The organism is Streptomyces sp. NPDC044044 (assembly GCF_056434405.1).
This window is the reverse complement of record NZ_JBWKFG010000003.1, coordinates 635,459-648,642: the sequence shown is the minus strand read 5'-3', so window position 1 is coordinate 648,642 and position 13,184 is coordinate 635,459. Positions and strand designations below refer to the sequence as shown.

14 protein-coding genes are annotated in these 13,184 nt (G+C 70.9%); 5 read left to right on the top strand and 9 right to left on the bottom strand.

The window, feature by feature from the left end:
- Positions 1-34: 34 nt before the first annotated feature.
- Positions 35-1,522, top strand: a complete 1,488-nt coding sequence (locus AC07AG_RS13840) for a zinc-dependent metalloprotease (protein ID WP_478754925.1) — start codon at positions 35-37, stop codon at positions 1,520-1,522.
- On the top strand, positions 1,519-2,049 hold the full coding sequence (locus tag AC07AG_RS13835) for an NUDIX hydrolase (RefSeq protein ID WP_478754923.1): 531 nt from the start codon (positions 1,519-1,521) through the stop codon (positions 2,047-2,049). The genes AC07AG_RS13840 and AC07AG_RS13835 overlap by 4 nt, the downstream gene beginning before the upstream one ends.
- A 116-nt stretch (positions 2,050-2,165) precedes the next feature.
- On the opposite strand, the gene AC07AG_RS13830 is transcribed toward AC07AG_RS13835, so the two are convergent.
- The 4 genes from AC07AG_RS13830 to AC07AG_RS13815 form a co-directional block, all read right to left on the bottom strand.
- A complete protein-coding gene (locus tag AC07AG_RS13830; RefSeq protein ID WP_478754921.1) occupies positions 2,166-2,921 on the bottom strand; it encodes an AIM24 family protein in 756 nt (251 codons plus the stop codon).
- A gap of 16 nt (positions 2,922-2,937) precedes the next feature.
- The gene (locus AC07AG_RS13825; RefSeq protein WP_478754919.1) at positions 2,938-3,618 is read right to left on the bottom strand and encodes an AIM24 family protein; all 681 of its coding nucleotides are present in this window, start codon (positions 3,616-3,618) and stop codon (positions 2,938-2,940) included.
- A gap of 11 nt (positions 3,619-3,629) precedes the next feature.
- Entirely contained in the window at positions 3,630-5,348 is a 1,719-nt protein-coding gene (locus AC07AG_RS13820) for a TerD family protein (protein ID WP_478754917.1), read from the bottom strand.
- 117 nt (positions 5,349-5,465) lie between these two features.
- On the bottom strand, positions 5,466-6,062 hold the full coding sequence (locus AC07AG_RS13815) for a M48 metallopeptidase family protein (protein ID WP_249587876.1): 597 nt from the start codon (positions 6,060-6,062) through the stop codon (positions 5,466-5,468).
- 206 nt (positions 6,063-6,268) lie between these two features.
- Between AC07AG_RS13815 and AC07AG_RS13810 the strand changes: the two genes are divergently transcribed.
- Positions 6,269-7,426, top strand: a complete 1,158-nt coding sequence (locus AC07AG_RS13810) for a ThiF family adenylyltransferase (protein ID WP_478754907.1) — start codon at positions 6,269-6,271, stop codon at positions 7,424-7,426.
- A 33-nt stretch (positions 7,427-7,459) separates the two neighbouring features.
- Complete coding sequence (locus AC07AG_RS13805) at positions 7,460-8,842, top strand: ABC1 kinase family protein (protein ID WP_478754905.1); 1,383 nt, start codon at positions 7,460-7,462, stop codon at positions 8,840-8,842.
- 15 nt (positions 8,843-8,857) lie between these two features.
- Here the strand turns inward: AC07AG_RS13805 and AC07AG_RS13800 are convergent, their stop codons facing one another.
- The 5 genes from AC07AG_RS13800 to AC07AG_RS13780 all read right to left on the bottom strand — a co-directional run bounded on the left by AC07AG_RS13800 (position 8,858) and on the right by AC07AG_RS13780 (position 12,768).
- Positions 8,858-9,049: a hypothetical protein gene (locus AC07AG_RS13800; protein WP_478754903.1), complete on the bottom strand. Its 192-nt coding sequence runs from the start codon at positions 9,047-9,049 to the stop codon at positions 8,858-8,860.
- Positions 9,050-9,166: 117 nt separating this feature from the next.
- Complete coding sequence (locus AC07AG_RS13795) at positions 9,167-9,490, bottom strand: hypothetical protein (protein WP_361050391.1); 324 nt, start codon at positions 9,488-9,490, stop codon at positions 9,167-9,169.
- Positions 9,487-9,855 carry a WhiB family transcriptional regulator gene (locus AC07AG_RS13790; protein WP_393405741.1) on the bottom strand — a complete coding sequence of 123 codons (369 nt, stop codon included), beginning with the start codon at positions 9,853-9,855 and terminating at the stop codon, positions 9,487-9,489. The genes AC07AG_RS13795 and AC07AG_RS13790 overlap by 4 nt, the downstream gene beginning before the upstream one ends.
- Before the next feature lie 167 nt (positions 9,856-10,022).
- The gene (locus AC07AG_RS13785; RefSeq protein ID WP_478754901.1) at positions 10,023-10,397 is read right to left on the bottom strand and encodes a hypothetical protein; all 375 of its coding nucleotides are present in this window, start codon (positions 10,395-10,397) and stop codon (positions 10,023-10,025) included.
- Between the two features lie 163 nt (positions 10,398-10,560).
- A complete protein-coding gene (locus AC07AG_RS13780; RefSeq protein ID WP_478754899.1) occupies positions 10,561-12,768 on the bottom strand; it encodes an ATP-dependent DNA helicase UvrD2 in 2,208 nt (735 codons plus the stop codon).
- Positions 12,769-12,919: 151 nt separating this feature from the next.
- On the opposite strand from AC07AG_RS13780, the gene AC07AG_RS13775 reads away from it, so the two are divergent.
- A complete protein-coding gene (locus AC07AG_RS13775) occupies positions 12,920-13,162 on the top strand; it encodes a mycoredoxin (RefSeq protein WP_249587883.1) in 243 nt (80 codons plus the stop codon).
- The last annotated feature ends 22 nt before the right edge of the window (positions 13,163-13,184 follow it).

Below are 13,184 nucleotides of genomic sequence, written 5' to 3'. Positions count from 1 at the left end.
ACAGTACCGGCGGCCTGACGAGCCGAGGAATCCCGTGAGTGACACCCCATTCGGATTCGGCCTTCCGCCGGAGGAGCCGGAGAACGGCGACGAGGGCAAGAAGAAGGACAGCCCCGGAGGGGGACAGGGTGCAGGTGGTGGCCCTGGGAACCCGTTCGGCTTCAGCGGCCTGCCCGGCGCGGGCGGTCCCGGCGGCCAGGGCGGTGACAATCCGTTCGCCGCGATGTTCGGCTCGATGAACCCGAACGACCTGGGCGCCGCCTTCCAGCAGCTCGGCCAGATGCTCTCGTACGAGGGCGGCCCGGTGAACTGGGACATGGCCAAGGACATCGCACGCCAGACCGTCTCCCAGGGCACGCCCGACGGCACCAAGGACGCGAGCGTCGGCCCCACGGAGCGCGGCGCGGTCGAGGAGGCCATCCGCCTGGCCGACCTGTGGCTCGACGACGCGACGTCGCTGCCCTCCGGCTCCGGCGTGGCCGTGGCCTGGAGCCGCGCCGAGTGGGTCGAGGCGACCCTTCCGGTGTGGAAGGAACTGGTCGACCCGGTCGCCGAGCGCGTCGGCCTCGCCATGGGTGACGTGCTGCCCGAGGAGATGCAGGCCATGGCAGGCCCGCTCATCGGGATGATGCGCTCCATGGGCGGCGCCATGTTCGGCCAGCAGATCGGCCAGGCCGTGGGCGTGCTCGCGGGCGAGGTCGTCGGCTCCACGGACATCGGCCTGCCGCTCGGTCCGGCCGGCAAGGCCGCCCTGCTCCCGGTGAACGTCGAGGCCTTCGGCAAGGACCTGGGCATCCCCCAGGAGGAGGTCCGGCTCTACCTGGCGCTGCGTGAGGCCGCCCACCAGCGGCTCTTCGCCCACGTGCCGTGGCTGCGCTCGCATCTGTTCGGCGCGGTCGAGGGGTACGCCCGCGGCATCAAGGTCGACACCGCCAAGCTGGAGGACGTGGTCGGCCAGCTCGACCCGCAGAATCCCGAGCAGCTGCAGGAAGCGCTCCAGCAGGGCATGTTCCAGCCGGAGGACACTCCCGCGCAGAAGGCCGCCCTGGCCCGCCTGGAGACGGCTCTCGCGCTCGTCGAGGGCTGGGTGGACGCGGTCGTGCACGCGGCGGCCAAGCCCCGTCTGTCGTCCGCCGACGCCCTCCGCGAGACGCTGCGCCGCCGCCGCGCGACGGGCGGACCCGCCGAGCAGACCTTCGCCACGCTGATCGGCCTGGAACTGCGCCCGCGCAGGCTGCGGGACGCCTCGCGCCTGTGGGCCTCGCTCACGGACGCCCGTGGTGTGGACGGACGTGACGGCCTGTGGGCGCACCCGGACATGCTGCCGACGGCCTCGGACCTGGACGACCCGGACGGCTTCGTGCACCACGAGCCGGTGGACTTCTCCGAGCTGGACAAGATGCTCGGCGAGGCGGCGGGCGGCGGTTCCGCCAAGCCGGACCTCAAGAAGGACACCGAGGCCGACGGCGACACCAAGGGCAAGGACGAGGGCGACAGCGACAAGGGCGAAAGCGACAAGTGAGCCTTCACGACGACACGGTCCTCGTACTGAAGGGCTACGCGGACGAGACCCAGGAAGAGCTGCGCCAGTACTACCTGGACCATCTCGCCGCCCACCCCGACGACGGCATGTGGAAGGCCTGCACGGTCGGCCATGTGACGGCCAGCGCGCTGGTCATCGACCCCGCGCGCGGGCGCGTGCTCCTGACTCTGCACAAGAAGCTGCGGATGTGGCTCCAGATGGGCGGCCACTGCGAGCCGGGCGACCCGACGCTGGCCGCGGCAGCGCTGCGTGAGGCCACCGAGGAGTCCGGTGTGCCGGGCCTGACGCTCCTCCCTGGCGGCCCCGTCCGCCTGGACCGGCACCCGATCCCGGGACCCTGCACGCAGCACCTCGACGTGCAGTACGCGGCACTGGCCCCGCAGGACGCCGTCGAGGCGATCAGCGACGAGTCACTGGACCTGCGCTGGTTCGCGTACGACGAGGTGGCGGAGGTGGCGGACGAGTCGGTCGTACGCCTGCTGGAAGCAACAAGGGCACGGCTTTAAGAAGCGCCCCAGGGGGCGCCCCCCCCGAAGGGGCGCGGGGAACCGTGCGACCAGCCACGACCGGCCCGCAGATTTCCCGCGCTCCTTTTTCGGGTTCCATCCCGCCCGGAAAGGGCTCAGCTCCAGACGTTGCCCTGGTTCTGCCCCCGAGCGCCCTGCTGGCCCATGCCGTACTGGGCGCGGGCGCCCTGCCCGACGACCGCGTTCTGCGGCGGCAGCATCTCGCTCGGCTGGACGAGGGCGTAGCCCTGGCCCATGAAGCTGAGCTCCCAGCCCTCACCGGTGTTGCCGCGGCGCCGCCACACGCCCGACGAGTGCGTCTGGGCCTGCATCTGCACCCGCAGGCCGTTGGACCAGGCGACGATCGCGTCGGCGTCGGCGTTCACGTACTGGTCCGGGGTGACCTGCAGCATCAGCGGCTGGCCCGATGTCATCAGGGCGACCTTGCCGCGACCCGTGATGTTGAGCTGGTACTTGCCGGACCCGGAGATGCCGTACTGGCTGTCGACGGCGATGACCTGATGGGTCAGCGACGAGTCGAGCGCGAGGACATAGCTGCTGTCCACGGTCAGACCGTCCCGGTCCACATCCACTACGTGGATGTACTGGGCGAGGTTGGCGAGATAGACCGTGCCCTGGCCGTGGCAGCGCATCAGGTCGAGGCCTTCGCCGGTGTGCGCGCGGGCCCGCTGGTTGCCCTGGCTCTGGTACTCGGCGTCGAACTCCATCAGACCCTGGTAGGCGACCATGGCGCCCTTGCGGGCCAGGATGTCGTCGTGGCCCTCGAGGGCGACCCGCAGCAGCTGCGGGTTCTGGACGGTGTAGCGCTCCTGAGTCTGCTGCTCGGTGTGCGCGAAAAGTGGGCTCTGCATGGTGTCCTGCTCCCCCTCAGCCCCGAGCTCGGAGACGGTCGGTGCTGTCCTCGCTGGGCTGTACGACGACGATGCCCTCCCCGGAGAAGCCCATCTGATAGGCCTCACCGCTGCCGCGCCCGATGAGCGAACCGGCCTTGAAGCTGCGCTTGCCCTTCACCTTGAGGTTCGGGGACCAGGCGATCAGGGCGTCCGGGTCGACGTACGTCTCGTCGTCGCCGCGGCCGCAGTCGACGACGATCGGGGTGCCGCGGGAGGTCAGCGCCACCCAGCCCTGGCCGGCGATCTTGATGTTCCACAGGCCCTGCCCGGCGAACTTGGCCATCCCCTTGACCCGCTCGACGCCCCACTGGAGGGACGTGTCGAAGGCGAGGAGGTTCGTGCCGTTCACCGAGAGCGAGTCGCCCGCCAGGTTGACGACGACGACATCGGCTCCGTAGTCGGCGAGATAGAGCAGGCCGTCTCCGGAGCACTTCATCAGGGGCGCGCCCTCGCCGGTCATCCACTCCTTGGCGATCTGGCGGACCGCGGGGGGATTGGGCTCGTACGTGACGAACCCTTCGTAGGCGACCATCGACCCCACGCGCGCGAGGAGGTCGTTTCCGCTCTGCATGGCCACCTTGAGCATGTGGTTGCCATGGTTCTCCATACGGGCGGCGACTGGCGCCGGGGCGAAGCCCGCGAGTTGCTGATTCATGACGGGCTCCCTCAGACCTCGTACGGCTGGACGATGATGAAGTTGCCGGGAGCGCCCCGGAACTGGAGGTTCACGCTCTCCCCCGTGGAGCCCGCGTACGCGTTGCTGCGCACCCGGACCTGGCTGGAGACGATCGCCTGGGCCGCCGCCGACCAGGCGACAACGGACTGGCAGTCGGCGAACGTCGTCGGCGTGACGGGCAGGACGACGGGCACGCCGTGCGTCTTGACGATGACCGTGCCGCTGCCCTGGAACTGCATCACGAACAGCGCGCCACCGGGGATGCCGTGGCCCTCGATCCTGCGCACCTCGTGCTGGAGCGTCTCGTCGAACGCGAGGACGTTCTCCGCGGAGACACAGATCGCGTCGCCCTGGAGCTCGATGGGGTGCAGGTGGGTGGCTTCCTCGGCGAGGAAGACCTGGCCGCGGCCGGAGCAGCGCATCAGCTGCATCTCCTGGCCGGTCGCGTTGCCCACGACGCGGCCCGCGAAGCCCGCGCCCTTGTAGCTGAACTCGACCTTGCCCTGGTAGAGCACCATGCTGCCCTGCCGGGCGAGCACGGCCTGCTCGCTGACGCCTAGGTCGACGCGGACCATCTTCTCGTTCTGCTGCGTCCAGCGCTGCCCGGTGGGGGCCTCGCGGTACGCGGCGAGAGCCGCGGCCACACCGCCGCCTTGCACAGAACCCTGGGGAACACCGGCTCCGTACGGGGACGGGGCAGCGGGCTGACCGGGGAACTGGCCGGGAGGCTGCTGGCCGTAGCCGGGAGGCATCGGGGCGCTGGGCTGCTGGCCGTAACCGGGCGGCGGGGGCGCCGACTGGCCGGGGACCTGGCCGAACTGCGGCTGCTGCTGCGGCTGCTGGCCGGGCTGTCCCGGCTGTCCGTACGGCGCGGGGGCCGGCGGGGGCGGCATCGTGCCGCCCTGCGGCTGGTTCATCGGCGCCACGATGGTCTGCGCCGCGTGCACCGACGGGTCCACGGGGGCCGGGGCGGGCGGCGGAGTGACACCCTGCGGCGGCGCGAAGTTCTGGGCCGGAGCAGGGGCGGGCGCGGGGGCCGGAGCGGGTGCGGGGGCCGGTGCCGGGGTCTGCGCGGGGGCTGCGGGGGCCGCGGGGGCGCCGAACGCGGGCGGCGCGGCGGCCTGTCCGGGCGGCGCGAAGGACGGGGCGCCGGCGGCCTGCGGTGCCTGCGCGGGCTCCTCCTCGGCGACCTCGCCGCCGAAGTTCTTCAGGAGCGCGTCGAGACCACCGTCGAAGCCCTGACCGATCGCGGCGAACCGCCAGACGTCCTTCAGATAGAAGTCGCCCAGCATCACGGCACGTTCCGTGGAGAACTCCGCGCCGTTGAAGGAGTAGCGGGCCACTTCCTCGCCGCCCGCGACGATCCGGATGTAGCCCGGTGCGACCTGCGACATCTGTCCGGCGCCGTCGATCGTCGCGGTGAACGACAGCTTCTTGATCTGGGACGGGATCCGGTCGAGCGTGACCCGGAAGGACTCCGTGTCACCGGCCTGCGCGCCCAGGAGCTGGATGGACTCCTCGGGCGACTTCGGCTGGTTGAAGAAGATGAAGTAACTGTCGTCCGAGAGGCGCTCGTCCGCGTCCAGGCCGAAGCAGCTGATGTCGAAGCTCAGTCCGGGGGCGGAGATCTGCACACCTACGTACAGATCGGTGCCCGCGGTGAGGTCACTGATCTTGGCCTTGTGGCCGCGTTGGAATTCCCTGGCCATACGTAACGACCGTCCCCCATCCCGAATGTAAATGCGTCGCGTCAGGCTAACCGCAAAGTCCGACAGCGAGCCAAGCCGGTACAGACCCGGTACACAACCTCCGCGCGCGGCGGAAGTTCACTCGTCGCGGGCCGCGGGCAGATGGGGCAGCCGGTCGGCCGCGACCACACCTTCGAGGTACCCACGAGCCCGCTCCGTCCGGGGATACGCCTCGAGGAGCTGCCAGAAGTTGGGCCCGTGCCCGGGGACGAGGAGGTGCGCGAGCTCGTGGACGAGGACGTAGTCGACGACGTATTCGGGCATGCCCTGCAGCCGGTGCGAAAGGCGGATGCTGCCCTCCGACGGGGTGCACGAACCCCACCGGGTGTTCTGGTTCGTGACCCAGCGAACGGACGTGGGCCTGGCCCGACCGTCGAAGTACTGCTCGGAGAGACGCTCGGCGCGTTCGGAGAGCTCCGCGTCGCCCAGGACCCGCTTGCTCTCCTGGGCCGCGAGCTTGTCGAGCATGACGTTGACCCAGCGCTGTTCCTCGGCCTCGGACATGCGGGCGGGGATGAGCACGACGGTGCGATCGCCCTCTCGGTACGCGGAGACCGTTCTGCGCCGGCGGGCGCTCCGTCTGACCTCGACCGCGCTCGCCCCCGAGCCGGGTGACGGCGGGCTGGTCGTGCTGCGCTGTGGGTTTCCGGCGCGGTGCAGTGGGTCGGCGGGCACGCCCCGACGTTACCCGCTGGGCATGGGGGAAGTCCCGCCTCCGGGACGGTTCGGCGGGGTATCGCTCCCCGTGCGATCGATTAGTACGACGAATACCCCCTGCCTGTGGACAACGCTCCGCGGCTGTCGGCCGGAGCGGGCATTCTGGCTGTCGACCGGCGATGCGGGCGGGGACCGACAGCGCCGGATGACCACGGGGGACGACCATGCATCCGATCTTGAAACCGGCGCTGCGGCGCGGATGGCGCGATCTGAACACGATCCAGTTCGGCGTGGCGCCCGCGCACGCTCTGGTGCTCGGGCCGGTGGACACGGCGACGGGCAGCTTTCTCCAGCTCCTGGACGGGACACGCGGGTTGCCGCTCCTGCGCGACGAGGGCAAGCGGATGGGCCTGCCCGACGGTCACGTGGACCGGCTCGTCCGGCGGCTGTCCAGGGCCGGGCTCCTGGACGACGCGACGGGCGGCGGCGCTGCGGCCGACGCCCTGCGCAAGCGGGTCCAGGCCATGGACCGGCTGCGCCCGGATCTGGCCTCCCTGTCCGTCGTGACTCCCGGGCCTGGCGACGGGATGCGGAGACTGGCGGCGCGGCGCGCGGTGCAGGTGCAGGTGCGGGGAGCGGGCCGGGTGGGGGCGGTGGTGGCCTCGGTGCTGTCCGGGGCGGGTGTGGGGCAGGTCGATGTGATGGAGGGAGGAGTCGTCGAGCCCTGGGACGTGGCGCCGGGCGGTCTTCCCGCCGACGCGGTCGGCGACCGCAGGGACGCGGCGGCGCGGCGGGTCGTGCGGCAATCGGCCCCGGACCGGCCGCCCCGCCGGGGCCGGAGGGGAGCGGGGGCACAGGGGGAAGCGGAGCCGGGTCTCTCCCTCGTGATCATCGCCCCGCGGGACGGGCTTGACGCCCACGCCCCCGACCCGCTCGCCGCCGAGCCGCTCGTCTCGTCGGGGACACCTCATCTCTATGCGGGCGTGATCGAAGGAACCGGCGTGGTGGGGCCGCTCGTCCTGCCGGGGGCGACGGCCTGCGCGGGCTGTCTGGCGCTGGACCGCGCGGATCGGGATCCCACCTGGCCGCGCATGCTGGCGCAGTGGCGTTCGGGACGCGCGCGCCATGTCACCGCGTGCGACCTGGCACTGTCGACCACGGTCGCGGGCCTTGCCGCCGCGCATGCCCTGGCCTTCCTCGACGGGGCGGCACCGGCGAGCGCGGGGGTCCGCTGGGAGGCGTCCGCGCCCGGATTCGACTGGCATGCGCGGCCGGTGCCACCGCATCTCACGTGCCCATGCGGGGCGGGTGTGGTGGATAAGGGGGAACACCCCGCCGGGGACGAGACGCCGCACGACACAATGGCCGGGGTAAGCGCCTGACAAGGCGCGGCTGTCTGGGATTTGGAGGGGCGCATGTCTGATCTTCCCCGGAAGGCGGTAACCCGTACCGCCAAACTGGCCGCGCTGCCACTCGGCTTCGCCGGGCGGGCGACCTGGGGGCTCGGCAAGCGGATCGGGGGCAAGTCGGCGGAGATCGTCGGCCGTGAGCTGCAGCAGCGCACGGCGGAGCAGCTGTTCAAAGTGCTCGGCGAGCTCAAGGGCGGGGCCATGAAGTTCGGCCAGGCGCTGTCGGTCTTCGAATCGGCGCTGCCCGAGGAGGTCGCGGGACCCTATCGCGCGGCGCTGACGAAGCTGCAGGAAGCGGCGCCGCCGATGCCGACGCGCACCGTGCACGCCGTGCTCGCGGAGCGGCTCGGGGAGGACTGGCGCGAGCTGTTCCTGGAGTTCGAGGACAAGCCGGCCGCCGCCGCGTCGATCGGGCAGGTCCACCGGGCGGTGTGGCAGGACGGGCGCGAGGTCGCGGTCAAGGTGCAGTATCCGGGGGCGGGCGAGGCGCTGCTCTCCGACCTGAACCAGCTCAGCCGGTTCGCCCGGCTCCTGGGGCCGCTGATTCCGGGGATGGACATCAAGCCGCTCATCGCGGAGCTGCGCGACCGTGTCTCCGAGGAGCTCGACTACAGCCTGGAGGCCCAGGCGCAGCAGGCACACGCCGAGGAGTTCGCGGACGACCCGGATGTCGTGGTGCCCGATGTGGTGCACCAGTGCGAGCAGGTCCTGGTGACCGAGTGGATCGACGGAGTTCCGCTGTCGGACGTGATCGCGGACGGCACGCAGGAGCAGCGGGACCGGGCGGGACAGCTCCTCGCCCGTTTCCTCTTCTCGGGTCCGGCACGCACCGGCCTGCTGCACGCCGACCCGCATCCGGGCAACTTCCGTCTGCTGCCCGACGAGAAGGACGGCTGGCGGCTCGGGGTCCTCGACTTCGGCACGGTGGACCGGTTGCCCGGCGGGCTGCCCCCGACCATCGGGCGCTCCCTGCGGATGACGCTCGACGGCGAGGCCGACGCGGTCTACGAGATGTTGCGCGAGGAGGACTTCGTCCAGGAGTCCGTCGAGCTCGAACCGGACGCGGTCCTCGACTATCTGCTGCCGATCATCGAACCCATGCTGGTGGAGGAGTTCACCTTCACCCGGGGCTGGATGCGCGGGCAGGCGGCTCGGGTCGCCGATCCCCGCTCCCCCGCCTATCAGTTGGGCAAGCGGCTGAACCTCCCGCCGTCGTATCTGCTGATACACCGTGTGACGTTGAGCACGATCGGGGTGCTCTGTCAGCTCGGGGCGACGGTGCGGATGCGGGACGAGCTCGAGGAGTGGCTGCCGGGCTTCCTGGAGGAGGGGCTCGAGGAGCTGGAGTCCGAGGAGCTGGAGGCGGACGATCCCGCGGCCGGGGCCTGACGCGGCGGCTCGCCCTCACCACCAGGCGGAGTCGAGTCGTCCCTCGATGGCCCGGAGATTCTCGCGGGCGCAGGTGTCACAGAAGTAGCGGCGCTCGCCGTTCTCCACGGAGCAAATCCAGGTGGGCGGCGTGCCGTCGGCGACCGCGCCGCAGCCGGAACACACGAGATTCTCGGCGCCCGCGGGCTCAGGAGTCTGCTGGTCCACCCGGCGACCCTATCGCCGCTTCCGGAGGTTCGCCCGGCACAACGCACCGCGGGGGCCGGTCCGTTCGGACCGGCCCCCGCGGGCATCGTGGTGGTGCTCAGTCGGCGTGTCGCCTCGTCACTGCATGACGGCGATGGCGAGCGCGCGCCTGGCGCGCAGCGACGCGCGCTCGGCGCGGCGCTGCATCCGGCGAGCCGCCATCAGACGGGCGGCCGGGCGGCCGGCCTCGGCCTCACGCATGCGTTCGTGCATATGCGCACGAGCCATGGCTTCTGGGATGAGTTGCATCTCGCGGGTCCTGTTCTGACGCGATCCGTTCGCGCCGGTGGTGGTGAAGTCCGGGGTGGCGGAGCCTGCGGGCTCAGCGGTGGCTGCCTTCATGGGGGCCTGCTTCTTGGGGTCGTGCGTCAGGGGGCGATCGATCGTTCCGGTGATGGTCATGCCGCTACCGGGTTCTTGCGCGGACGGCCACGCGGCCGCTTGCGGGCAACGACCACACCCTGGACGAAGAGCTCGCCGCCCCAGACGCCCCACGGCTCACGCCGCTCCTTGGCGCCGGCCAGGCAGGCCTCCATCAGCGGGCAGGTACGGCAGAGGGACTTGGCGTACTCGACGTCCGCCGGCGACTCGGCGAAGAAGACCTCCGGGTCGTAGGCACGGCAGGGGACGGGTACGCCGAGGTTCTCGATGGCGTCGTCGAGCGCGGTGAGCGCGGTCAGGGGAGTCAAGGTCGGGTCCTCCGTGGGAACGGGCGGGGGGAGAGTCTCTGAAGGCGGTACGGACGGGGCGTGCGCTTCGAGTTGCACGGTGGTGTTTTCCTCGTCTGGTCGTGCCGGCCTGGGTCGGCCGGTTGGCGGCTGGTACCGGGTCTTGCTCGGCCCCTTCGCTCCGTCATCCCGTTTTTGGGAAAACAGAAGGGCCGCGGATCCCGGGTGGGGTTCCGCGGCCCTGAAGGCGCCGGTCTGATCGAGGATCAGACTGGATCACTCCAGGGTTCGAGCCCACGGAAGGCCCACATCGTGTGGTGCTGCTGCGTCGTCTGGTGCTGCGTCTTCGTCTTCGATCCGGCACCGGCTGCGGCAAAGGCATAGGCCTGCGCCTGTGCCGTCACTACTGCTTCCGGTGCCTTGGTCGCTCGCTCGCTGCCTTCATTGACCTCACGCATCGGAAGAACGTTGAGACGCGGGAGGGACAGAGGCAGGACAGAGGACTCCGGACGGACGGCGGCGGCAGCGATGCCACCGGACAGACCGGTGCCCAGGTTCGAGAAGCCGAGCAGGCAGGAAGCGACGACCGAGCGATCGGTCATTTTCGCGGTGCTGATGAAGCTCTGGTTGATGCTGATCACTGGAATCGCCTCCTCTCGGCGTCTATGGGATCGGCCGGAACCGATCCTGCGGGCTATTAAGTACAGCACGGGGCGAGGGCTTCGGAGAAGCCGCCGTTCCCGTGCTTAAGAACCTATGGGTCTTCCTTGCGCCTGCGCAAACTATTTTTTCGACGAGTTTGAATCAGTTGCCATCGGCGCCCCTTACACCGTCCCCACCTGCACAAATGGCGAGGACATCAGATCCGAAGCGGTTGAGCTTGCGCACGCCGACGCCGGGGATCCGGGCCAGTTCGCCCTCCTCGTCGGGTGCGGCCTCCGCGATGGCGATCAAGGTCTTGTCCGTGAACACGCAGTAGGCGGGCTGTCCGAGGAGCTCGGCCTGGCCCGAACGCCACTCCCGCAGGCGTTCGTAGAGACCCTCGTCCATGTCGGACGGGCAGTCCTCGCACCGCATGAGCTTCATCTCGCCCGCGTCGGTCAGGGTCCGCCCGCAGACCCGGCAGCGGGCCGGGGACCTGCTGGTCCGTCGGCGGCTCTTGGCGCCGACGCTCTCCGCTCCGCCGCTGCCGCGCTCGACCCCGCCGGGTCCCCCGGCCGCGGCGCGCGCTCCCGCGCCCGCCCCCGAGCCGGGGCGCAGCCCGTCGAGGAACCGGCTGGGGCGGCGGCCGGCGCGGCCGCCCGGAGAGCGGGACAGTGCCCAGGAGAGGAAGAGGTGGAGGCGGGCCCGGGTCACGCCCACGTACAGGAGGCGGCGCTCCTCCTCGACCTGCTCGTCCGTCTTGGCGTACGTGATCGGCATCATGCCCTCGGCGAGGCCGACCAGGAAGACGGCGTCCCATTCCAGGCCCTTGGCGGCGTGCAGCGAGGCGAGGGTGACGCCCTCGACGGTCGGCGCGTGCTGGGCGCTCGCGCGCTCGTCGAGCTCCCCCACGAGGTCGGAGAGCGTCGCGTCGGACTTGGCCCTGGCGAAGTCCTCGGCGAGGCGTACGAGGGCCGCCAGGGACTCCCAGCGGTCGCGGGCCGCGCCGGAGCCCGCAGGGGGCTGTGTCGTCCAGCCCTTCGTGGAGAGGACGGCCCGCACCTGCGAGGGCAGGTCGATGACGTCGTCAAGGAGGGAGTCGTTGCCCCCGAAGCGGGCCGCGCCGCGCAGGGCCGCGCCCGCCTCACGGACCTCGGTGCGCTCGAAGAACCGCTCGGCGCCGCGCAGCTGATAGGGCACGCCGGCGTCGGCGAGTGCCTGTTCGTAGATCTCGGACTGGGAGTTCGTGCGGAAGAGGACCGCGATCTCGCTCGCCGGGACGCCGTCGGCGATGAGGGCCCTGATGCGGCGGGCGGCGCCTTCGGCCTCGGCGGGCTCGTCCGCGTACTCCGTGTAGACCGGTTCGGCTCCGGCGTCGCGCTGGGAGATCAGTTCGAGGCGGTGGTCCGCTGCGCGGCCCCGGGCCTGGGAGAGCAGGCCGTTGGCGAGGTGGACGACCTGGGGCGTGGAGCGGTAGTCCCTGACGAGCTTGACGACCGTCGCTCCGGGGTGGCGGGTGCGGAAGTTCAGCAGGTGATCGGGGGTCGCGCCGGTGAAGGAGTAGATCGTCTGGCTGGCGTCGCCGACGACGCAGAGGCTGTCGCGGTCGCCGAGCCACAGCTCCAGGAGGCGCTGCTGGAGCGGGCTGACGTCCTGATATTCGTCGACCACGAAGTGTTGGTACTGCGCGCGGACCTGGTCGGCGATGTCGTGGCGGTCCTGGAGGATGCCGACGGCCAGGAGCAGGACGTCCTCGAAGTCGATGACGGAGCGCTCGCGCTTCAGGTCTTCGTACGCGCCGTAGATCTGGGCGATCTCCGCCGCGTCACGGGGGATGAGGCGGCCCGACTTCGCGGCGGCCGCCGCATAGTCCGAGGGGACGGTCTGGGTGACCTTGGACCACTCGATCTCGCTCGTCACGTCGCGCAGTTCGTTGCGGTCCAGGCGGATGCGGGATGCGGCCGCCGCGTCCGCGACGATTTTGATCTTCCGGTCGACGATCCGGGGCAGCGATCCGCCGACCGCCTTGGGCCAGAAGAACTGGAGCTGGCGCAGGGCGGCGGAGTGGAACGTGCGCGCCTGGACCCCGGAGGCGCCGAGCTGGCGCAGGCGGCCACGCATCTCGCCCGCCGCGCGGTTGGTGAACGTGACGGCGAGCACGCTGGCGGGCTGGAGGATCCCGGCGCGCACGCCATAGGCGATCCGGTGCGTGATCGCCCGTGTCTTGCCCGTCCCGGCGCCCGCCAGGACACACACCGGCCCGTGCAGGGCGGTGGCCACCTCGCGCTGCTCGGGGTCGAGCCCGGCGAGCACCGCGTCGGCAGAGTCCGGGACCTGCGGGAAGAGGGTGGAGTGCGTTGCTGCTGTCACCCCGCCATGCTGCCAGGTCGCCGGAGGCGCGTGAGCCGGGTTGTCCACAGGGAGGCCGGTGCAGTCGTACTAATGCGGGAATGGTGGCCGGGTCGCGTACGTTCGAGTCTTTGCGATGACGCATGCCGAGCAACAAAGGAGCGCGAGACACATGCCGGGCACTGTGACGATGTACAGCACCACGTGGTGCGGCTACTGCCGCCGGCTCAAGGGCCAGATGGACCGCGAGGGCATCACGTACAACGAGATCAACATTGAGCACGACCCGGATTCCGCGACCTTCGTCGAGAAGGCGAACGGCGGAAACCAGACGGTTCCCACCGTTCTCTTCCCGGACGGCTCGACGCTGACGAACCCGTCGCTGGCCCAGGTGAAGCAGAAGCTGGCAGCCTGAGCGGCCGGGGCCCTTGCGGGCC